Source organism: Providencia sp. JUb39, assembly GCF_012272845.1.
GTDB classification, from domain to species: domain Bacteria; phylum Pseudomonadota; class Gammaproteobacteria; order Enterobacterales; family Enterobacteriaceae; genus Providencia; species Providencia lanzhouensis.
This window is the reverse complement of sequence record NZ_JAAWXD020000001.1, coordinates 1,675,843-1,697,460: the sequence shown is the minus strand read 5'-3', so window position 1 is coordinate 1,697,460 and position 21,618 is coordinate 1,675,843. Positions and strand designations below refer to the sequence as shown.

26 protein-coding genes and 1 riboswitch are annotated in these 21,618 nt (G+C 40.8%); of the genes, 15 read left to right on the top strand and 11 right to left on the bottom strand.

All coding sequences use genetic code 11. The features are described from left to right. Positions 1 to 104: 104 nt before the first annotated feature. From HFU86_RS07640 to HFU86_RS07625, 4 genes are all read right to left on the bottom strand, one after another. The gene (locus HFU86_RS07640) at positions 105 to 260 is read right to left on the bottom strand and encodes a hypothetical protein (protein WP_165906922.1); all 156 of its coding nucleotides are present in this window, start codon (positions 258 to 260) and stop codon (positions 105 to 107) included. Positions 261 to 381: 121 nt separating this feature from the next. After that, positions 382 to 744: a hypothetical protein gene (locus HFU86_RS07635; RefSeq protein ID WP_187129005.1), complete on the bottom strand. Its 363-nt coding sequence runs from the start codon at positions 742 to 744 to the stop codon at positions 382 to 384. Between the two features lie 182 nt (positions 745 to 926). Next, complete coding sequence (locus HFU86_RS07630) at positions 927 to 1,376, bottom strand: methyltransferase family protein (RefSeq protein ID WP_132494820.1); 450 nt, start codon at positions 1,374 to 1,376, stop codon at positions 927 to 929. 113 nt (positions 1,377 to 1,489) lie between these two features. Beyond that, on the bottom strand, positions 1,490 to 1,888 hold the full coding sequence (locus HFU86_RS07625) for a hypothetical protein (protein ID WP_187129004.1): 399 nt from the start codon (positions 1,886 to 1,888) through the stop codon (positions 1,490 to 1,492). Positions 1,889 to 2,431: 543 nt separating this feature from the next. Here HFU86_RS07625 and HFU86_RS07620 point away from each other — a divergent pair. Further along, positions 2,432 to 3,136 (top strand): MarC family NAAT transporter, encoded by a 705-nt coding sequence (locus tag HFU86_RS07620; RefSeq protein WP_132494818.1) that lies wholly within the window; start codon positions 2,432 to 2,434, stop codon positions 3,134 to 3,136. On the opposite strand, the gene HFU86_RS07615 is transcribed toward HFU86_RS07620, so the two are convergent. Then, on the bottom strand, positions 3,130 to 3,789 hold the full coding sequence (locus HFU86_RS07615) for a transglycosylase SLT domain-containing protein (RefSeq protein WP_036950490.1): 660 nt from the start codon (positions 3,787 to 3,789) through the stop codon (positions 3,130 to 3,132). The two genes, HFU86_RS07620 and HFU86_RS07615, sit on opposite strands and share 7 nt — an antisense overlap. A 369-nt stretch (positions 3,790 to 4,158) precedes the next feature. On the opposite strand from HFU86_RS07615, the gene HFU86_RS07610 reads away from it, so the two are divergent. From HFU86_RS07610 to HFU86_RS07590, 5 genes are all read left to right on the top strand, one after another. Further along, positions 4,159 to 5,070, top strand: a complete 912-nt coding sequence (locus tag HFU86_RS07610) for a metal ABC transporter substrate-binding protein (protein WP_132494814.1) — start codon at positions 4,159 to 4,161, stop codon at positions 5,068 to 5,070. Continuing rightward, positions 5,071 to 5,961 carry a manganese/iron ABC transporter ATP-binding protein gene (locus HFU86_RS07605; protein WP_036950494.1) on the top strand — a complete coding sequence of 297 codons (891 nt, stop codon included), beginning with the start codon at positions 5,071 to 5,073 and terminating at the stop codon, positions 5,959 to 5,961. Beyond that, a complete protein-coding gene (locus tag HFU86_RS07600; protein WP_108479029.1) occupies positions 5,958 to 6,848 on the top strand; it encodes a metal ABC transporter permease in 891 nt (296 codons plus the stop codon). The genes HFU86_RS07605 and HFU86_RS07600 overlap by 4 nt, the downstream gene beginning before the upstream one ends. Next, positions 6,841 to 7,707: a metal ABC transporter permease gene (locus tag HFU86_RS07595; protein WP_132494812.1), complete on the top strand. Its 867-nt coding sequence runs from the start codon at positions 6,841 to 6,843 to the stop codon at positions 7,705 to 7,707. The genes HFU86_RS07600 and HFU86_RS07595 overlap by 8 nt, the downstream gene beginning before the upstream one ends. Before the next feature lie 436 nt (positions 7,708 to 8,143). Further along, a complete protein-coding gene (locus HFU86_RS07590; protein WP_132494808.1) occupies positions 8,144 to 9,013 on the top strand; it encodes a fructosamine kinase family protein in 870 nt (289 codons plus the stop codon). Between the two features lie 118 nt (positions 9,014 to 9,131). Here HFU86_RS07590 and HFU86_RS07585 read toward each other — a convergent pair whose 3' ends face one another. Continuing rightward, positions 9,132 to 9,671: a YniB family protein gene (locus tag HFU86_RS07585; protein WP_132494805.1), complete on the bottom strand. Its 540-nt coding sequence runs from the start codon at positions 9,669 to 9,671 to the stop codon at positions 9,132 to 9,134. Positions 9,672 to 9,974: 303 nt separating this feature from the next. On the opposite strand from HFU86_RS07585, the gene hxpB reads away from it, so the two are divergent. The 5 genes from hxpB to HFU86_RS07560 all read left to right on the top strand — a co-directional run bounded on the left by hxpB (position 9,975) and on the right by HFU86_RS07560 (position 14,174). Beyond that, positions 9,975 to 10,640 (top strand): hexitol phosphatase HxpB, encoded by a 666-nt coding sequence (gene hxpB / locus HFU86_RS07580; RefSeq protein WP_132494803.1) that lies wholly within the window; start codon positions 9,975 to 9,977, stop codon positions 10,638 to 10,640. A gap of 191 nt (positions 10,641 to 10,831) precedes the next feature. Continuing rightward, entirely contained in the window at positions 10,832 to 11,422 is a 591-nt protein-coding gene (locus tag HFU86_RS07575; RefSeq protein ID WP_132494801.1) for a metal-dependent hydrolase, read from the top strand. A gap of 166 nt (positions 11,423 to 11,588) precedes the next feature. Beyond that, the gene (locus HFU86_RS07570; protein ID WP_036950508.1) at positions 11,589 to 12,980 is read left to right on the top strand and encodes an L-cystine transporter; all 1,392 of its coding nucleotides are present in this window, start codon (positions 11,589 to 11,591) and stop codon (positions 12,978 to 12,980) included. Positions 12,981 to 13,263: 283 nt separating this feature from the next. Beyond that, the gene (locus HFU86_RS07565) at positions 13,264 to 13,653 is read left to right on the top strand and encodes a YkgJ family cysteine cluster protein (protein WP_187129003.1); all 390 of its coding nucleotides are present in this window, start codon (positions 13,264 to 13,266) and stop codon (positions 13,651 to 13,653) included. Between the two features lie 212 nt (positions 13,654 to 13,865). Further along, the gene (locus tag HFU86_RS07560) at positions 13,866 to 14,174 is read left to right on the top strand and encodes a hypothetical protein (RefSeq protein WP_187129002.1); all 309 of its coding nucleotides are present in this window, start codon (positions 13,866 to 13,868) and stop codon (positions 14,172 to 14,174) included. Positions 14,175 to 14,328: 154 nt separating this feature from the next. Here HFU86_RS07560 and HFU86_RS07555 read toward each other — a convergent pair whose 3' ends face one another. Together HFU86_RS07555 and HFU86_RS07550 are read right to left on the bottom strand one after the other, a co-directional pair. Then, positions 14,329 to 14,652: an AzlD domain-containing protein gene (locus tag HFU86_RS07555; RefSeq protein WP_132494795.1), complete on the bottom strand. Its 324-nt coding sequence runs from the start codon at positions 14,650 to 14,652 to the stop codon at positions 14,329 to 14,331. After that, positions 14,649 to 15,323, bottom strand: a complete 675-nt coding sequence (locus HFU86_RS07550; RefSeq protein ID WP_187129001.1) for an AzlC family ABC transporter permease — start codon at positions 15,321 to 15,323, stop codon at positions 14,649 to 14,651. Before HFU86_RS07550 ends, HFU86_RS07555 begins: the two co-directional genes overlap by 4 nt. A gap of 71 nt (positions 15,324 to 15,394) precedes the next feature. Here HFU86_RS07550 and HFU86_RS07545 point away from each other — a divergent pair, with 71 nt between their 5' ends. Together HFU86_RS07545 and HFU86_RS07540 are read left to right on the top strand one after the other, a co-directional pair. Continuing rightward, positions 15,395 to 15,964: a helix-turn-helix domain-containing protein gene (locus HFU86_RS07545; protein WP_132494791.1), complete on the top strand. Its 570-nt coding sequence runs from the start codon at positions 15,395 to 15,397 to the stop codon at positions 15,962 to 15,964. A 27-nt stretch (positions 15,965 to 15,991) separates the two neighbouring features. Further along, positions 15,992 to 16,168: a DUF2526 family protein gene (locus HFU86_RS07540; protein WP_108479034.1), complete on the top strand. Its 177-nt coding sequence runs from the start codon at positions 15,992 to 15,994 to the stop codon at positions 16,166 to 16,168. Between the two features lie 160 nt (positions 16,169 to 16,328). On the opposite strand, the gene HFU86_RS07535 is transcribed toward HFU86_RS07540, so the two are convergent. The 3 genes from HFU86_RS07535 to crcB form a co-directional block, all read right to left on the bottom strand. After that, positions 16,329 to 17,513, bottom strand: a complete 1,185-nt coding sequence (locus HFU86_RS07535) for an amidohydrolase (protein WP_132494789.1) — start codon at positions 17,511 to 17,513, stop codon at positions 16,329 to 16,331. Between the two features lie 80 nt (positions 17,514 to 17,593). Then, positions 17,594 to 18,817 (bottom strand): hypothetical protein, encoded by a 1,224-nt coding sequence (locus HFU86_RS07530; protein WP_036983683.1) that lies wholly within the window; start codon positions 18,815 to 18,817, stop codon positions 17,594 to 17,596. Positions 18,818 to 19,413: 596 nt separating this feature from the next. Continuing rightward, positions 19,414 to 19,794, bottom strand: a complete 381-nt coding sequence (gene crcB / locus HFU86_RS07525) for a fluoride efflux transporter CrcB (protein ID WP_132494787.1) — start codon at positions 19,792 to 19,794, stop codon at positions 19,414 to 19,416. Between the two features lie 108 nt (positions 19,795 to 19,902). Then, positions 19,903 to 19,972: riboswitch (Fluoride riboswitch) on the bottom strand. Positions 19,973 to 20,116: 144 nt separating this feature from the next. On the opposite strand from crcB, the gene fetA reads away from it, so the two are divergent. After that, the gene (gene fetA / locus HFU86_RS07520) at positions 20,117 to 20,770 is read left to right on the top strand and encodes an iron efflux ABC transporter ATP-binding subunit FetA (RefSeq protein ID WP_132494785.1); all 654 of its coding nucleotides are present in this window, start codon (positions 20,117 to 20,119) and stop codon (positions 20,768 to 20,770) included. 9 nt (positions 20,771 to 20,779) lie between these two features. Then, on the top strand, positions 20,780 to 21,565 hold the full coding sequence (gene fetB, locus HFU86_RS07515) for an iron efflux ABC transporter permease subunit FetB (protein ID WP_132494783.1): 786 nt from the start codon (positions 20,780 to 20,782) through the stop codon (positions 21,563 to 21,565). Positions 21,566 to 21,618: the final 53 nt, after the last annotated feature.

Sequence of the window (21,618 nt, the reverse complement as noted above, 5' to 3'; positions counted from 1 at the left end):
CTAGCAACTCAACTCGTAATCATAACACAGACATATTTTATGGCGATAGCCAGTTGTTGATTATTGTAGCGCTAAAATTACTGATGCTCAGGGCTCATTAACGTTTAATCCGCCATCATAATAAGTATATTATCACCATAGCCATTGCAATCCGTTCTCACTGCATATTCAGGTAACCATTCAATACGTGATTTTGAACGCGATAATGAAATATTCAGGGTTGTGGGATGCTCTAACGCGGTAATTATTACTTTTTTCATCTCTCACCACACTTTTTCACGATAAATCGTTAAGGGGAGAAAAATATCATTCCATCATCCTGTGAAAAAAGACAAAAAGGCTACCCAACATGACTTTGAATAGCCTTATTACAACAAAACGTTACCAACAACCGCGATGATTACCGCGTCCACCCCATCCACCATCACGATATGGGCGGTTATATTGTTTGTCTTCTTCGTTTCGAAGTTGCAGTGATAAATCATCAAGTTCTTTCACCAACGCTTTTACTTTCGCGTCATCATCTTTGGCGCCAGCATCGTACAGCTTATTCAATTCAAAACGCTTATCATCAAACTCTTTCACTAGCTTAGCGATTTCATTGTTTTGGCGATAATTGTTCTGGTGATAATTGTTTTGATAACGGTGATCATAGTTTCCATTGCAGTAAGGGCATGCAGCAGCCGATGCCGAATACAGTAATACTGAAGAAACGATAGCACCTAATAACACTTTTTTGTTCACGGCAATAACCTCACAAGCCTATGGGTTATACCAGTTTATATGTACAAAAAGGAAATCGCCTTGAAAAATATCAAAATTAGCATATAAAGCTAAATTAATAGATAATAATAGCAATAATTAAATATCAAATAGGTTATATCACTTACAGTGAATGAATAAACAACAGATTAAACCAAGATGAATTATAGCCAGCGTCGTGTTTGCTGAGTATAAGTACGCCACTCCTCTTTAAAACGTTCAGATAAGAATTTTTCTTCTTGGGGAATGGTGTATAAGTCAGTAATTAACCAAAAGACCAAACCTGAAACCAAAAAATAAGGTGAATGCGAAAACAAAGCGAAGCTTAAACTCATCGAGGTAAAAGCAAGGTACAGCGGATTACGAGATAACCGATAAGGACCCCTAGTAATAAGAGAAGATGCGGGGCTAATAGGATTTGGTGAGGTTTTTTGCTGAACAAAATAATATAAACTTGCGCCAATCCAGCCGAAAGCCTCTAAGGCAATCAGGATACCGATAATCCCCATCCAACCAGAAAAACTCCAGAAAAAGCCCTCTTTGATATGCAGATAATAAGCAGCAAATCCATTAAGTACTAACCAATTCACAAATGGAAGTTTAAATATGCTCATCACAGATCCTAAATTGATATTCATCTGGTAAGCATATCATGGATAAAACGATAAGAATTGGCACCGATATCAATAATATTCAATAACACAGTGTAAATGAATACTCTATTATTTTATGAACGGTATCCTAAAGAAAAAACGCTTTTTAGACCTTCAAGATTGGCATACTCTTGCTGGCATACGGAATTACGCACATCGCTGGGTAAATTATTTAATCTGGCTTGAATATTAGCAATTTGCTCTTCTAATCCATTCATTCCCTTCACTTCAACAACGTCTGCATTTGCTTGCAGATAATCTGCAAAACTTCTTAAATTATTTTCTAAATTATCACACGCATTATTCGCCAATCCGTTTTGTACCATAAAGGAATTAACTGAATCTGGTAATAATTGAGAGAGCGAAGGAAAAATAGATTGTTTCCACGTTTGTGGGAACAGGATCAGCACAGCGGCAATAGCCAAAACAAGCAGCATTGATGAAGTAACTAATGGTGACAGTAACTTTCTCATTGGCTATCCTAAAATTCTATTTAACATGAAATTTAGAATACACAATAAACCGTAAAGCAGTTTTTAAAATAAAAAAGAGTTTGTAAAGAATATTCCAATTATATTACCAAGAAATAAGATTATCGTCTGACAATAATCTTTTAACGAATTTACATAACCTGTCAGTAAAACAGATAGCACTGTATATACTCACTAACAAATGAACATAAACCCCCTCTAGCAATAATGCCCTTGACCTTTTTATCTCACATAAAAAGGTTTTTTTTTGTTCAAAATATTGAATATTTTTAATCCAGTGACATACCCCTTTGTTATTCAACAAATAATTACACTTATTCACACATGAATCGGAATGTTATCCACAGTTAATGTGAACAACTTTGTCATTCATTAAGTAAAAACATTACGCAATCTCACGTAAAAAAATCTCTTTGTCCTAAATTTGGTGGGAGAATACCCTTCTGATTCCACAAATTAGTAACAATGTTTGTTATAGTTCCAACGAGAAGCCATTCTAGATTAATTTGGAGGGTAATTTTCGACATGCAAGATATTTTACAACTTTTTCAAGCCGTTAGCCTTGGCTTAGTTTTACTCCTTCCACTGGCTAACCCACTGACCGCCATTGCCGTGATGCTCAGTATTTCCGCCAACATGACCAAAGAACAACGTGACCACCAATCACTGCTGGCTGCAATTTATGTCTTTTGTATCATGCTCGTCGCTTTTTATGCTGGTCAATTAGTCATGAATACCTTCGGAATTTCGATTCCTGGGCTACGTATTGCGGGTGGGCTTATTGTTGTTTTTATTGGTTTTGGGATGCTATTTCCTAATTCAGAGAATAGTGAAGATAACAGTAATGTCTCCACTGACGATTTAAGTGTTCCCAAAAAACGTCAAGGTAACCAAAATATTGCATTCGTCCCTCTCGCAATGCCAAGTACTGCAGGGCCTGGTACCATCGCGATCATTATTAGTTCCACCGCTTCTTTACAAGGGGATATTGGTTTTGCGCCATGGGTTATCACTGTCGCACCCATTATTGTTTTTCTGATCGCCAGTGTGATTGTTTGGATTGGGTTACGGGGCGCGACGTCAATTATGAAATGGCTAGGGAACAGTGGGATTGATGCAATTGGGCGGATAATGGGTTTTTTATTAATTTGTATGGGAGTGCAATTTGTCATCAACGGTATCGTTGAAATTATCGCGCAGCTCCCACACTTAATGACGGAATATCAGTAATTCACCGCTAATGCATTATACGCATTCTTAACTTTCCACAAATAACGTGGAGCCTGCGGCGCGGGGTGTTTAGACTGAACATGTTGATAGAACTCTTCTGGCGATAAATTATTTATCATCGCGATAGCTTTAGTTTTATCATTATCAAACGTTCTTAATAATGCCCCAGCCCCATTTACGTAAGCCACAACGGTCGCATAATACATAGTCTGCGGGTGGCTAATACCCGCCAAATGTTGCTCTTTGAGAATACGAATATAGGTTGTACCGATATCAATGTTTTTACGTGGATCTTTTAAATCGTTAGAACTTGGCTCACCAGAACGTCCTTGATAACGATATGCATCACGCCCTGCTGTTGATGCTTTAATTTGCATTAAACCAATGGCATTAGATTTACTCACCACTTCAGGTCGGAAGTTAGATTCTACTTCAATAATGGCTCTGATCAGTGTTTCATCCACACTATAGCGATTCGCGGATTCACGAATAAACTCATCATAAGGGGTTCGCGGATAGCTAGTATTGGCTGTCGTATTTGGCATTTGATTGCGATTATCTAGCATTCTTGTTCTGTTCGCTGTTTTATTGGGGTCACTTGAACAACCTGCCAATAGCAAAAGTACAAGCGCACTGCCGACCATTTTTTTCACTGTTGTATCCTCTGCAAATTAAAACACCAAAAGAATAGCTAATCTTTAGAAAAATAATACATTTTTTACTTAACTTTTACTTCTGGACGTGTTTTAGTCATGTTAAATAATAATGATAGCCAGCAACTCATCGATTACAAAAATACCCCTTTTACCATTTAACGGGATTTTTCATAATTGATATTGATAATCATTATCAATTGGGATATAAATACTATCAGCCTGAAAGACCATACTCATTGTAGAGTCAAATAGGTCAATATAAATGAGAAAATACATTCAAGCCCAATAACACACTTATTTAGATTAACCATTTATTGAGATTAATTTAGTTCATAGAACTCGTGACCCAACGTTAGGATCTATTTTATGACAAACTGTTTATTCCGATTATCAACGCTATTACGTACCACATTCATTGTATTAGCTGCCGTTTTATTTGTCAGCCAACCTGCTTTGGCTAAAAAATTTAAAGTGGTCACCACATTTACTATAATACAAGATATTGCTCAAAATGTAGCCGGTGATGCCGCAATTGTCGAATCCATCACTAAACCGGGTGCAGAAATCCACGGTTATCAACCGACACCAAAAGATATTATGAAAGCCTACGATGCAAACCTTATCTTATGGAACGGAATGAATCTGGAAGTTTGGTTCCAGCGTTTCTTTGAAAACCTTAAAGATGTGCCTGCAGTTGTCGTCACTGAAGGCATTGAACCTATGCCAATCCGTGAAGGGGAATATAAAGATAATCCTAATCCTCACGCTTGGATGTCACCTGCTAACGCACAAATTTATATCGAAAATATCCGTAAGGCGCTGGTGAAATATGACCCAGAAAACGCCGACATTTATAATGCTAACGCGAAAAAATATTCCCAAGAAATTGCGGCGCTTGATGCACCTTTACGTGAACGTTTAAATCGTATTCCTGAAGATAAGCGTTGGTTAGTGACCAGTGAAGGCGCATTTAGCTACCTCACTAAAGATTATGGCTTTAAAGAAGTCTATTTGTGGCCAATCAATGCTGAAGAGCAAGGCTCACCAATGCAAGTTAAAAAAGTGATTGATACGGTTCGTGAACACAACATTCCCGTTGTTTTCAGCGAAAGTACCATTTCAGACAAGCCAGCTCTGCAGGTCAGTAAAGAAACTGGCGCGAAATACGGCGGAGTATTATACGTCGACTCACTATCAACCGCTGAAGGCCCTGTACCAACATACATAGATCTGCTGAACACAACCGTCGATACTATCGCAAAAGGATTTTCACAGTAAATGAGCCATACAAATCAATTTGAACATCCGACTCTGGTTGTTGATGACGCAACTGTCACTTACAACAATGGTCATACCGCGATTTATGATGCAAGTTTCAATATTCACGGTGGCTCCATTTGCGCCCTTGTGGGCGTGAACGGAAGTGGTAAATCAACACTGTTTAAAACCATTATGGGATTAGTCACACCATCGTCTGGTAGTGTGACCCTCAATGATCAGCCGATTAAAGCGGCATTAAAAGAGAATGTGATTGCCTACGTTCCACAAACAGAAGAAGTGGATTGGAATTTTCCAGTGCTAGTTTCTGATGTGGTGATGATGGGGCGTTATGGCAAAATGGGCTTCTTTCGTATTCCTAAAAAGGAAGACAAAGAAGCCGTAAAAATGGCTTTAGAACGCGTAGATTTAGCGGGTTTGGAGCATCGCCAAATTGGTGAACTTTCTGGTGGTCAGAAAAAACGGGTATTTTTGGCTCGCGCCCTCGCCCAGCAAGGTAAAGTTCTGTTACTCGACGAACCCTTTACAGGGGTCGATGTAAAAACAGAAAATGCCATTATTGACCTACTCCGCAGTCTGCGCGATGAAGGGCATTTAATTCTAGTCTCAACCCATAACTTGGGAAGTGTGCCTGAATTTTGTGACCATGTGATTTTAATAAACCGCACAGTGTTGGCGAGTGGTCCAACAGAAACCACCTTTACTCAGCGTAATCTGCAAAAAGCATTTGGTGGCGTACTGCGTCATATTAACCTGTCTGGTCAAGAGCTTCACGACGATGATGACCCACGCTCTGTCACGGTAATTACTGATGATGAACGCGCCGCCGTCTTCTATGGTCACGATCACGATGCACCGGTTAGAAAAAATCAGCCTAAGGAATCTGAATGATTGAGTTGTTACTGCAACCTTTTGAGTACAACTTTATGGTTAAAGCCATATGGGTGAGTGCCATCGTCGGAGCGGTGTGTGCTTTCTTATCAGCTTATTTAATGCTCAAAGGTTGGTCGTTGATGGGAGATGCCCTCTCCCACTCTGTTGTGCCCGGTGTGGCGGGCGCTTATGCGCTTGGATTACCTTACGCTGCGGGGGCTTTTTTTACGGGTATTCTTGCCGCCCTCGCCATGACATTTGTTAAACATCTCACCCGCTTACGGGAAGATGCCGTTATCGGCTTTATCTTTTCCACCTTTTTTGCGGCGGGGTTATTAATTGTTTCGTTGAACCCAACCTCAGTAAACGTGCAAAGTATTATCTTCGGTAATATTTTGGGGATCGCCGATGCTGACGTGCTTCAAGTCGAGATTATCATTGCCGTTTCATTTATTGTCCTGATGTGCCTATGGAAAGACTTACTAGCCGTGTTTTTTGACGAAAGCCATGCGCGTTCCATTGGCTTAAACCCACTACGCCTAAAAATCATTTTCTTCACCTTATTAAGCGCATGTACCGTTGCCGCACTGCAAACCGTTGGAGCGATATTGGTCATTGCGATGGTGGTTACGCCAGGTGCCACTGCCTATTTACTGACAGATAAATTTAAAACATTGCTGATCATTTCCGTCTCTATCGGTACTGCCACCAGCGCAATTGGTGCCTACCTCAGCTACTTTTTAAATGGGGCAACGGGCGGGCTAATTGTTACGTTCCAAACAGTAATTTTCTTACTGGCATTCTTCTTTGCTCCAAAACACGGGCTGTTTGCCTCTCGTCGCAAAGCCCGTAGCGAAGTCGCTGACTTGCATCACCGTAAACAGCAAGGAGCCACCCATGAGTGATTTTATGGACTTACTGATGGATCCTTTCGCATTTCCATTTATGCAAAAAGCCTTGATTACGGCGATTGTTACAGGAACCGTCTGCGCTATTTTATCCTGCTTTTTAGTCTTGAAAGGTTGGTCATTAATGGGAGACGCCATCTCCCATGCAGTATTACCCGGAATTATCATTGCATCACTCATTGGCATTCCGCTTGCTATTGGGGCTTTTGTTTCGGGGCTATTTTGCGCCGTTGCTACCGGCTATTTAAAAGAGAACAGTCGAATAAAAGAAGACACCGTCATGGGCATTGTCTTCTCGGGTATGTTTGCTGTCGGCTTGGTAATGTTCGCAAAAATTGATACTGAACAACATCTTACCCATATTTTATTCGGGGATATTTTGGGGATCACCGACGAAGAATTTAAACAAATTTTACTGTTTGCGGGGATAACCATTGCGATTATCTTACTCAAACGTAAAGACTTTATGCTGTACTGCTTTGACCCAAACCAAGCACGTGTTATCGGCTTGCCGGTTAAATGGCTACATTACGGATTACTTTCGCTATTAGCTTTAACCATCGTGGCATCACTGCAAGCTGTCGGGATCATTCTGGTGATTGCAATGCTGATTTCACCAGGGATCATCGCCTTTGTTCTGTGCCGGAGCTTTGGTTGGATGTTGGTGGTAGCAATTATCGCTTCAGTCACCTCCAGCGTGCTGGGTACGATTGTCAGCTTCCATATTAATGCGACAACAGGCCCAACGATTGTTGTGATCCAAGCGGGCTACTTTGTTATCGCCCTGCTCTATAGCAAATTAATCCTCGCGCGCCGCAAATCCCATAGCACACGCCAAGATTTACATACTGCCTAATGATATAAAGCTGAATACGGCCAAAACCTATTCAGCTCAGGCCATTGGCAAACCCATCAGGTTTGGAAATGGCTCGTTTGGGTTGTAAAATTAACGAGGAAAATCAATTTATTGATTTTCGCCTGATAACACAAAGAGGGAAAAACCACGCTTTTATCCCTCTTTGTCATCAACCTCAGCTGAATACGGTGAAAACCTATTCAGCTTTTTCTTTCTTCTATTCGACTCTCTTTTATCTTGAAGTTTGCTCTATATAAAAGAAGAAACGCGATATCCATCCATTATCGCCAAAATCAATCCTCTCCCAATTCTTGAACAAAATCAGCCATCAATCATTTCGAAATAAGGCGTAATTATTAAACAATGATCACTGTTAATTCCTAAATTGACGCTATAGTATGGTATGAGTGAAGACCAAATCACAGCGAGGTGGATCATGTGGCAAGCGATGAATCGTTTATTAATTGAACACTTTGGTGAGGCAGAGCTGCGAAATAAAGTGATTCTTTCTGGTGGAGATATTCATCACACCTTAAGAATCGATTATGGCGAGCATACGGTGTTCGTAAAACAAAATCGCCGCGAGTTTCTCCCTCTTTTTAAACAAGAGGCAGAGCAGCTCGAAATGCTAGCGAAAAGCCAAACCATCACCGTTCCCAAAGTCTACGGCTTGGGTAGCAACAAGCACCACAGCTTTCTTCTCCTCGAATATTTCCCGTTAAAACATTTTGATAGCACCAATGCCTGGCATTTTGGTCAACAATTGGCACGATTGCATCAATGGGAAGAACAGCCGAGCTATGGGTTCGATTTTGATACTATGCTCAGTACCATTGTTCAGCCTAATGGATGGGAAAAGCGTTGGAATGCATTCTTTGCAGAAAAACGTATTGGTCTTCAATTACAAATTGCATCTGAGAAAGGCATGGTTTTTGGTGATATTCAAAAACTCGTGGATATTGTTAAACACCGCTTATCCGGCCATCAACCTCAACCCTCTTTATTACATGGGGATCTGTGGCCTGCAAACTGTGCGGTCACCAACCAAATGGATGGCGTACTCTATGACCCTGCCTGTTATTGGGGTGATCGGGAATGTGATATCGCCATGTTGCCATTATATAAAGAAATTCCGATTCAAATTATTGATGGGTACCAAAGTGTTTGGCCATTACCAACGGGCTTCTTAGACAGACAACCAATCTATCAACTCTATTTCTTACTCAATCAAGCCAACATGTTTGGTAATGAGCAAAGCTATCTGCACGCTCGAAGCATTATTGATAATTTATTAGACGACGAATAACTGCGAATCAAATAGACGGAAATAAGAGATGCACAGCGGCGGAGTAAATACCGATGCTGTGCATTTTTCATGATGGGAAAACATCAACATGACGGGGAATGACCCACATGATGAAAAACTACCAATTCAGAAGTTTCAATGCAAAATAAATGGCGATCCCTAAAACAATCGGCCAGAAATACATCAAGAAGAACTGTTTGAAAATAGTATGTCGAGGAATAGTGACTTTAGATTCTAATTCTTCTTTGGTCACTTCACTGCCTTTTGCATTTTCAAGAATGACATGATCTTCAATGCTTTCGCGAATGAATTTAATTTGTCGATACATGCGTAAGCCTGATGCACTTAAAGCAAGTCCCACAAAGATAAAAATAAAAATAACAAAAAATCCGACGCAGCTACCTGAAAAACCATGGCTCACTTCAGGAACTGGTGAATTATTCCAAAATACATTGAGAAACGGCGTACTTTGTCGAGTCATCTCCGCCATTAATTTAACAAAATCATTGGCAACTGCGTTAATTCCTTCGCCTTGAATTCCTTTCAGAGCCGCTAATTTAATTAACGATGTCAATGTGGAAATTAACGCCACAAAAAATACGATCCAGCCCAAAATACGTTTGCCAATCGCAAGAGAATTTGCCTTGTGGTAATTCATTACAACTATTCCTTAAAGTTTTTTTCTACGCTAATCATAGCCGATAATATTTGCTGGCTCCAAATTTCTATAAAAAAATGATAGTTAAAAACCGAGTTTCGGATTATTCAAAAATTGAATTGAATTCACATCAATAACTAAACTCAAATTTCTAATAAAATCATGTGATAGCACATATATCTCTATAACCCCAAGTCATAGCTTGTTAGAATCGTTTCAGAAACCAAAATGACTGTGATTAAAGTACAGCGACAATCCCCATACCCTCTTTTTAAGCGGGTATCTAAATGAATGGAGTTTGCTATGTATCATAAATTACCTATCCAATCTGTCATCTTTGACATGGATGGTTTGCTGATTGACTCGGAACCTTTTTGGGAACAAGGGGAAGATGAAGTTTTTGCAGAGTTAGGCGTCGATTTATCCATTAAGCACACTCTTCCTGACACCCTCGGTTTACGTATCGATCACGTTGTTGAACTTTGGTACAACGCATCTCCTTGGCAGGGTTGTAGTTTAGAAGCAACAAAACAGCGTATTATTGACCGCGTTATTGGTTTAGTGGAAGAAAAACGCCCATTACTGCCAGGTGTACAGCATGCACTTGAACTGTGCCGCTCAATGGATCTAAACATCGCTTTAGCATCTGCATCTCCGGATTATATGCTAGAAAAAGTGCTGAACTTATTTGATATTCGCCATTATTTTTCTGCCGTCGTTTCAGCAGCAGACTTACCATTAAGTAAGCCTCATCCCGAAGTTTATTTAAAAGCCGCCGCTGAGTTATCCACTAAGCCTATCCATTGTGCTTCTTTAGAAGACTCCTTTAATGGAATGATTTCTGCAAAAGCGGCAAGAATGCGTTCTATCGTCGTGCCTGATAGTAAGCATTTCAATGACCCACGCTGGGGTTTGGCTGATGTTAAAATCGCCTCATTGAACGATTTACGCCCAGAAAATTTACGTTAATCTTAAATAAATTAACCGAACACAATTTCCCTTACGTTTTTCACGTAGGGGAAATTTTAAAAAGTATAAAAACCTACGGTTATTAACTAATAAATAAGAGTTTTTTTAACTCTCTCCCACTACCATATTTCCTACAAACCCTTTATACTGCCCGCCTACTGTATAGATAAACAGATGGTATTTTATCCACCATGACTGCTGAAGGGCATCTGCTTTTTTCCGTCGCCTCACTTGTAATGGCTCATAAATTGCAAATTACCCCAGAGTTCGCTCAGGGCGATTGGTTGCATATGGTGCCAGGAGTGTTGCTAGGTGCCTTATTGCCTGATATTGACCATCCTTCATCTATCCTCGGGCGGCTTTTTCGTATTATTTCACTACCTATATCAAAACTGTGTGGGCATCGCGGATTCACTCACAGCCTGATCGCTTGGCTAATCTTACTGATCAGCAGCTACCAATGGATACCTCACTACTGGGACTTACCTAGCGATCTTATCCAAGCATTTTTATTAGGTTATATGAGCCATTTAGTGGCTGATATGCTGACTCCATCGGGGGTTCCTTTTTTATGGCCTCTACCAACACGTTTTTGTTTTCCTATCTTACGCGGCAAGTCCAGTAAACGCGGGGAACGCTTTATTGCTGTGCTTTTGACCGTCTGTGCTGTCTTAATTCCAACTGGTCATCCCGCTGATTGGTTCCAGCAAATTGAAAACGCAATAAATTATTTTAATAATCAGATAAATATACACTTACCGACAAAAAGCTCACTTTTGTAATATACTGTAAGCATGAATCAACCTAAATTATAACTTTTGATTATAAGTAATGACTAACTTCAACTGATATCATATAACCAGTTGTTAGAAGAAATGAAATCCTTATACCTATTAAGGATTAACAACAAGAATCATTATGTAAAATAATTACAATTTGGAGTGCGGAATGAATATTCCTCTGATTATCAATGTGCTGGTTTTCGTAGCACTATTAATACTGTTAGCAAAACTCGGATCGAATGGTTGGAGCCTGTCCAAAAAAGTTTTACTGGGTCTCGTATTCGGTGTTGCTTATGGTGTCGGACTTCACCTTGTGTATGGTTCCGGTCACCAAACGGTAAAAGACTCCATTCTTTGGTTTAATATCGTCGGTAATGGTTACGTTCAACTGTTACAAATGGTGATTATGCCTCTGGTGTTCGCCTCTATTCTGAGTGCGGTCGCTCGACTTCATAAGGCATCTTCTTTAGGGAAAATTAGCTTTTTAACCATTGGCACACTGCTGTTTACCACAGCCATTGCGGCTTTAGTGGGTATCTTGATCGCAAACCTGTTCGGTTTAACCGCTGAAGGTCTGGTTCAAGGTCAATCTGAAACTGCACGTCTAGCGGCCATTGAAACAAATTACATTGGTAAAGTTTCGGATTTAACGGTTCCTCAGTTGATCCTGTCCTTTATCCCGAAAAACCCGTTTGCTGATTTAACAGGCGCAAGCCCGACATCTATCATCAGTGTGGTTATTTTTGCTGCCTTCTTAGGGGTAGCTGCGCTGCAACTGTTTAAAGATGATAAAGAGCGCGGTGAAAAAGCCTTAGCCGCTATCGATGTGATGCAAGCATGGGCAATGAAACTCGTTCGCTTAGTCATGCGTTTAACCCCTTACGGTGTGATGGCGCTGATGATCAAAGTGGTCGCAAGCTCTAACTTAGCCGATATCATTAACTTAGGGACTTTCGTCGTCGCGTCCTATGTCGCGCTAGCCATTATGTTTGTGGTTCACGGTATTTTAGTGGCAACAACGGGCTTAAACCCAATCAAGTTCTTTAAGAAAGCGGGTCCAGTACTGACATTTGCATTCACCAGCCGTTCGAGCGCCGCCAGTATTCCACTGAATATTGAAACGCAAACTCGTCGTTTTGGTGTGCCAGAATCCATTGCGAGCTTCTCGGCTTCTTTCGGTGCAACTATCGGTCAAAACGGTTGTGCGGGTATCTACCCTGCAATGTTAGCAGTGATGGTGGCTCCAACGATGGGAATCAACCCATTTGACCCACTGTGGATTGCAACCTTAGTCGGTATCGTGACTATCAGCTCTGCTGGTGTTGCCGGTGTGGGTGGCGGTGCAACCTTCGCCGCACTGATTGTACTGCCAGCAATGGGATTACCAGTCACGTTAGTTGCGCTGTTAATTTCGGTCGAACCTCTGATTGATATGGGTCGTACTGCTCTGAACGTAAGTGGTTCAATGACAGCAGGTACCGTCACTAGCCAGTTGATGGGCGAAACAGACAAGTCAATCTTCAATCAAGATGACGATGGTGATTTAAAACACGTTTAATCACCCTAATCTCCTAACACTCATTGAAACCTGCCCGTCAAACGGCAGGTTTTTTTGTGTCTGCTATTTTCTGTGTTCGACATTTTATCAAACTGCAACAGATTGAATTTTTTACTTTATTTTGACTTGATAGGAAATATCGGGTTTTTACTCTAAAAAATATTGCCAATACGTAAAGCTGCGTAACATAATAGTGTCTGAGCAACATTTTCTTAGGCCTCCTGCCTGTGTTGCGTCTCCCGTTTCCTACGGGAACTATCAACTTCATTGTTAGATTTTTTATATGACCAATATTATTCATATACTAAAAACTGATCCTTCAGATAATCCTTGTGTTAGCTGTGGTGCTTGTTGTGCTTACTTTCGTGTCTCATTTTACTGGGCAGAAGCTGAGGCTGGGGGTGGTTCGGTTCCTCAACATTTAACAGAGCAAATCACTCCCTTTATGAGCTGCATGCAAGGTACAAACCAAAAATCTAATACCCGCTGTACTGCACTTGGTGGCACCGTCGGGGAATGTGTCTCTTGCTCTATTTATGAACAGCGCCCTACGCCATGCCGAGAATTCGAACAGTCGTGGCATAACGGCATTCACAATGAAGCCTGCGACCGTGCTCGCGCAGCCTATGGTTTACCTCCTCTCGAGCCACAGCAACCGCAAATCGCGTGCTAACCGTCAATGACCCAGAGATTTTTCTGGGTTATCTTCTTTACCTTCACATAATCTTCTCTACGTAAAATAATCTCATTATTTTCAATAAAATGTGCAAAGAAAGGATAAAACGTGCAGGAAATATGGAGCTTCAGTCAAAGCAGGTAAAAGCCATTGCGAGGGAAATCTAATTGATGAATTATCCTCTCATCACGTTAATGAGGAGATAAAAGATGAACAAATTAAACCACGGTTTACTTGCTGCCGTTTTACTGTCTGTCGGCTTTGCCGCCGCAGCCGCTAATGTTGATATGAATAAATCGCCACGCCATCACAGCGGAAATCATCATAATATGGTGTATAGCGTGACTGAACAAACCACCAAACCTAATGAAACCTTGAAAAAACTGGCGAACGATACACCTAAAATTGAAGATGGCAAACGCTACATGGTAAAAATGTCTGTCGTGGAAGTGCCTGAATTCAAACCAGCACAACCGATGCCAATGCCGGTTCCTGCTACGGCGCCCGCAGCTAAATAATGAATGAGCCAACCTAAGCCATAGGCTGTGCCTGTTACACTGATAACATCAACCTTTTAGCATTGTTAGTTAAAAATCAGTATCTTAATAGACACAATAACGTTTAGGTATATCCCTATTTTTAGCCCCTAATGCCATAGGGGCTTTTTTTTAACTAAAATAACCCACGCATTACCGCTGTGACTATCGCCGCCGACAAAACAATCACAATAAATGGCCTGCGGTACCAAGTCAGAATACCTGCCACCACTACCCCAATTATTTTCGGTAAATCCGATAATTCATTGCCTGAAAAGAGCGTTGAAGTCATCGCGACTGAAAATAAAATTACAATGGCGGCAGCTGAAAATAGGGCTTTATTTTGTTCTGTTAAATTGACCCGCCCTTTTAGCAATGCGCCGGATGCCCGCATTAAGTACGTCCCAACCGCTAAAATGAAAATCCCACTGACAATTAACCAAGGATGTTCCATCATCATGATTTCCTTATATAGATAACTAAACTCAACAAGGCCAGTAAAACGGGGATCCCCGCCGGTAATACCGGTGTTGTTACCACAGCAACGACAGCCCCGACTATCGCCGCGAGTCTTAAGCGCTTATCTTTCAACGCGGGTAAACTCAGCGCTAAAATAATAGCGGGAAACATGGCATCCATCCCTAGAGCATAGGTAGCTTTAATAAAGCTTCCCAGAATTTCTCCGATGACCACACCAACAGGCCAACAGATTAAAATTCCTAATCCGCATAACCAAAATGCGGCGGTTTTCTCGCGTTCGCTGTCTTGTGCCAAGCCAAAAACCACACTTTCATCATTCATAATGTGATATCCCAGCAACGATTTTGCCCCTTTTCCCGTTAATTCACTAACGGCAAAACTGAATGGAATATGGCGCGAGTTGACTAATAGCCCAGCTAAGGCAGCTGACAGAGGGCTTCCCCCTGAAAATACCACGCCAATAAACAGAAACTCGGATGCGCCCGCTAATACCAAAATGGACAGCATCAACGGCACCCACCAATCAAAACCTTGTGAATGGGCTAATGCACCGTAGGAAATTCCCACAATTAAGTCTGCAATACACACCAGTGCAATATTTTTCACTGTGCTATTATGGAGAATAGAAAACTGAAATTTAGATGTCTGCATAGAACGACCGTTCGATATAAAAAACATTCGTTCATTATGTCGTTACTTTAGGCTAAGTGCAATCAAATAGGATGTTAAAGTTGACCTTATTCACGCCCCCTATCGAATTAATCTCAAAATCATTGGCTTGTGAAAGGCAAAAAAGTGGGCTTTCCCTCTCTGAACTTGCGCGTAAAGCGGGGATCGCCAAATCCACGCTATCCCAATTGGAATCCGGTAGCGGCAATCCCAGCATTGAAACCCTATGGGCATTATGTGTTGCGCTGGATATTCCATTCTCACGTTTAATTGAAGAAAAACGCGCAGCTGTGACTGTGATCCGCCATGGCGAAGGCACCCCAGTGAGCGCAGAGCACGCAAACTATTTGGCCTATTTACTCTCTTCTGCGCCCCCTAATTCTCAACGGGATATTTATACAGTTGTTGCACAGCCCGGCCGAGATCGCGTTTCAGAACCCCATATGCATGATGTCACTGAGCATATTATTTTGATGTCAGGCAAAGCATTAGTTGGACCACTCGACAACCCTGTTGAGCTCAATGTCGGTGACTATATTCACTACCGAGGTGATGAACCCCACATTATGCGCGCACTTGAACCAAACACCATGGCAGTCATGGTGATTGATAAACAGAATTAATTAGCCCAATAAGCTGGAGGATTTGCTGTGAATTACTATCAAGAAATAACAAACAAAGTCGCCTTATTGCTAGATGAAAACTCCGTTCATAATATGAATGAAATGCTAATGCAGCTTTCTCATGATGATAAGCTAACCCAAGAACAACGCTTTGAGCTGCAACAACGCCTTAGAGACGCCATTTTTGTTCACCATAATTCGTAATTAACGTTTAATTAAATGGGATTTGGCGGTTAATATCTCGATTTAAAATACAAAAGAAAAGCCTGAGCAATCTATTTATTACTCAGGCTTGATTTAATAATCTATTATCATGATGTGAAACCCTAACAGCCTATTTTCTGCACTAAGTCCTATTCTTTTATTAGAACTTATCTTGCTGTAAATAAGACCATGCATATTGCGCATACAGTTCTGCACCTGACGCCATCACATCTTCATCAATGTTAAAACAGCCATGGTGATGCGCCCATTGGGTATCTTTTTCTGGGTTACCTGAACCTAATAATGCAAAACAGCCCGGAATGTTTTCCATATAAAAGCTGAAATCTTCCCCACCAGGGGTTGGTCTTTCTGCCATTAATGCATTTTCACCAAATGCTTCGCTGATCACCGACTGCGCCAGTAATGCGCTGCGCTCTTCATTAATCACTGGCAGCGTACCGTAGATATAATCCACTTCAGCAGTGGCGCCGTACATCGCGGCAGTATGTTCGGCATAACGGCGGATCGCCGCTTCAATGCGAGTACGGGTTTCAATATCAAAGCAACGTACCGTTCCATCTAGCACCGCATTCTCTGCAATCACATTGAATCGGGTGCCGACTTCCATTTTGCCAATAGTCACAACGGCTGAGTCTAGCGAGGAAGTTTCACGGGAAACCACCGCTTGCAAATTCATCACAAATGACGAGGCAACGATTGCGGCATCAACGGTTGCTTCCGGCATCGAGCCGTGTCCACCTCGCCCTTTAAATTTCACGACCAACAAGTCCGCAGAAGCGAATGTCCCGCCGACATTACATGATATTTTTCCTGATGGTGTCGTAGACCAGATGTGCATACCAAACACGTTATCCACATTGTCCACAGCGCCTTGTTTCACCATCGCTTTCGCACCCTGCGCTATTTCTTCAGCCGGTTGAAAAATCAGACGAATATTTCCTTTTAACTCATCACGCACTTCATATAACGCTTTGGCTGCGGCTAATAACATCGCGGTATGCGCATCATGCCCACATGCGTGCATCTTCCCTTGATTTGTCGATTTATACTCAAGGGAATCATTCAATTCCTGAACAGGTAATGCATCGATATCCGCACGTAAGGCGACCGTTTTACCAGGTTTTCCGCCTTTAATGTCCGCAATAATTCCGGTAGGTTCTGTGAGGCGATACTCGATACCAATTTTTGCCAATTCTTCAGCAATACGCTTCGTGGTTCTCACTTCCTCAAAAGGTAATTCTGGATGTGAGTGAAGGTCACGACGAAAAGCAATCATCGCTTCTGTGTGTTTTTTAATGGATGCTGTGATGCTGTTATTGACCATTTTTCTGTCCTTTTTCTATTCTTTTCGCTTTCTTAAACTATTATTTTTCAGCGTGTTAAATTCTAATATTCTATTTATCGTTATGCCGCAACAGGCACAATGTAGGCGACCATAATCCCCGCTAATACCACGGAAACCATTGTGACAGAGATAAAACCACCAACTAACATTGGCCCTAACATATGACTAGTTAAAATCTGACGCTCTTTTTCATCTTTGGTCAGTGCGTTAATGGCTTCATTGGTAATGATATAATCCGCGGGGAAACCATACAGCGCCGTCAATGAGACTGCGAAAGCCATCTCTTTTGATACCCCTAGAATTTTTCCAACAATCCAAGACGCGATAAACATGCCGATGACCGCTGCCACAATCAACACCACCATTGGGTAGACTAATCTCAACAACATATCCGGTGTCGCATGATTTAACGTATCAAAGATAAATAGCATTAATGCCATGATAGCAAAGCCAAAGCCGTTCGCTTTCTGCAGAGGCTGCCTTTCTAAAAAGCCCATCGACGAGGCAATAACACCAAATAATAAGCACAAAACAAACGGACTGATGCTCACATAAGGTGCAGCAACGGTAGAGACTAAATAGGCGAGATATCCCACCACCACTAAACGTAAAAATTGGAAATAGCTGGTGTTATAGTGGCTCGGAATTCGCTTGAACATGCGAGGCATTGCACTTTCAGATGCCAGTGTTTTGACTTCGACATCATCCGAACCGTCAACGGCCAATGACTCTTTCCAAGTACCATTGCGATACTGCTCAAGCACTCGGCGACCTTCACGTTTCAACATGATGGCCGTGAGTGGATAACCGGCAAAACCTTGCATCACATAAATTAAGATGGCAAATACCGAGAGATCCACCAGCCCAGCTTCCGCGGCACCTTTTGACATAATTAATGAAGAGACGATGCCACCGACTAATGGCGGGATTGCCACTAATACTGTATTTAAATCAAATAACGCCAGACCTACCCCATAAATAAAGACAATAATCCCCAAAATACCGGATAACGAAATTAAGATAGTCTTCCATTGGTGTAATAGTTCTTTCAATGAGAGCAATGTACCCATATTGGTAATGAGTAAATACATCAACATCACGGCGACAACCTTTGGTATTCCCGCAATGCTCACAATATCTTTAGGAAAGAATGTCCAATAACCTAAAAGGAATAATACAGCGCAAACAAACACCGATGGGATCCATGCTTTTGTTCGTACTGCAATGGCATCCCCGATATACAGTATCCCGACAATTAATAACAGAGCTAACATTTGTGACATAGGTTTTTCCCCGTATTTATTATTTTTATTTATTTCTATTTTAGTTATTTAATCTATTAATTTTGATATATCAGATTTATTCATTCAAAACAAAGAACAGAATAAAACCAAATAGAACATATCCATCCAAGCCATTACATTTAAACAACAATTTCATCATAACATTGAATAAATAGATGTATAGATTAAGTTACAGTGTAAGGCTAAAAATACACTAGTGAAAAACTGTAGATTAAAAAGTCATATATGAGGGAAGATAATGAAAATGCAGAGCGATAATTTCGCATTCAGCTCCGTTTTTAATAGGATATGTTTTATGCTTTATATTCGATGATAATTCATACTTTTTCAGCTTAGGGAAAACGATAAATTTATAATCTATTGCCTTGCAATATATTTTTATACATTCACAATTTTGATGCAGTTATATCATGATAAAAATGGCTTATTATCACCATTAGTAATATATTCTGCTTTATTTTGTCATTCTCTTTTTTTGCTCAAAATAGAAACAAAAATAGCCTATTCACACATGGAAATAGGCTATTAATTGTACAAAAATAATGGGCGGGAAATAAATACTTAATTAAAATCTATTAACCTTGAGAAAGCATGTTATGGCACAGCATACCGAGCAACGTAAATAATAAAGCGCCGAGAACATGAATCGCGATCGTGCTAAATGCTACCGCCAATTTCCCTTCTTGCAGCATCACCAACACCTCCAACGAAAATGTCGAAAACGTCGTAAACGCCCCACAAAAGCCTGTGACAATAAACAGTTTGTAAGCAGGGTTAATATTGGCGCTAGCAAAGTAAGAGACAGCAAAACCGATGATAAAGCCGCCAACTAAATTGACGAAAACAGTACCAAATGGAATGTGAGGGTGCAGATTATTGAGCTTTAAGCCAATCAACCATCTTAGCCAGCCACCTAAAACGGAACCTAAAGCAATAGAAATGAGGGATGCATACATTGCCACTTTCCTTACAAGTTAGATGGGAATAAATGCAAGGAAAATCTCCTGCAGACATTTATGCCCTAAATTCGGGCACATAACCTACGCGCCCATTCAAATGAAAAGGTTTACGTAGGCATCATCAGTCCACATCAAGGACGGTTAAACTAGGAGGAATGCCATCTCCTAACGAGACGTTGATTAAAATAATAAGGCAACTATTTTCTTCATGCAAATCTAATTTGCCAAACCTATTCCAGATAACGCGGTGTCTATTTACCCTAAATTGGCGCATAATATCCGTAATATCGATAATAGAATTAGATGGATTAGGTCAAATATGGAAACAAAACAACCTTTATTACAGCTTAAGAATATCGGTTTTCAGGTTGGTCAGAAGATAATTTTAGATAATGTGCAGATTGACCTATATCCAGGTGAATTTAAATTGATCACGGGTCCTTCTGGTTGTGGCAAAAGTACATTATTAAAAATTGTCTCTTCACTCATCCCACCGAGTTGCGGTGAAATTCTGTTTGCTGGCGAAAATATCAACGCAATTGCACCAGAGAAATATCGTCAACAAGTCTCCTATTGCACTCAAACGCCCACACTCTTTGGTAATACCGTGTATGACAATCTCTTTTTTCCTTATCAAATACGGAATAAACCATTTGATAAACAAAAAATCCTCGGTGATTTAAGCTATTTTTCACTACCTGATACCATCCTAGAAAAAGGCATTAATGAGCTTTCAGGCGGAGAAAAACAGCGGGTCTCATTGATCCGTAATTTACAATTCTTGCCTCAAATTTTATTACTGGATGAAATCACCAGTGCCTTAGATGAACAAAATAAAATCAAAGTGAATGAGCTTATTCATCAATTAGCGGTCAAGAATAATATTGCCGTCCTCTGGGTGACTCATGACCAAGATGAAATTGGTCATGCTGACGATATTATTACCCTTCCCGTACACCATAGCGAAAAATAGGAATTAATCGTGCATCAACCTACTATTTCCAATGAGTCGCTTGCATTTTCTATCATGTTAGTCTTAGTGGCTATTTTTATTAGCCATAAAGAGAAGCTCTCTCTTGAGAAAGATATTATTTGGAGTACGTTCCGTGCCATTGTTCAACTATTAATTGCCGGTTATATCCTCAAATATATTTTCCACGTTGACCATAAGGCACTCACTGTTTTATTGGTATTATTTATCTGCTTTAACGCCGCCTGGAATGCGAAAAAACGCAGTAAATACCTCGATAAACTATTTCCAACCGCGTTAATTGCGATTACTTCAGGCACATTTTTAACCTTGCTAGTATTAATTCTCACTGAAGCTATCGCGTTTACCCCAATGCAAGTGATTCCAATTACAGGGATGATTGCAGGGAATGCCATGATTGCCGTCGGACTCTGCTTCAATAACTTAGGACAGCGCTTTAATAGCCAACAACAGCAAATTCAAGAAATGCTCAGCTTGGGCGCCACACCTAAAATTGCTTCTGCCTCGATTATTCGTGAAAGTATTCGAGCGTCATTAATTCCTACTGTGGATTCTGCCAAGACGGTTGGGATAGTGAGCTTGCCCGGTATGATGTCAGGGCTAATTTTTGCGGGGGTCGATCCTTTGCAGGCTGTTAAATACCAAATTATGGTGACATTTATGCTATTAGCGACGGCAAGTCTCTCCACGATTTTGGCGGGGTATTTAACCTACGTAAAATTTTATAATCAGCGCCATCAATTGCGTTTAGATGCTTTAAATAAAAGCATTAAATAAAAATATTAAGTAGACCAAATCAGGCTTAACATTTCTGCTTTAAGCCTGATTTT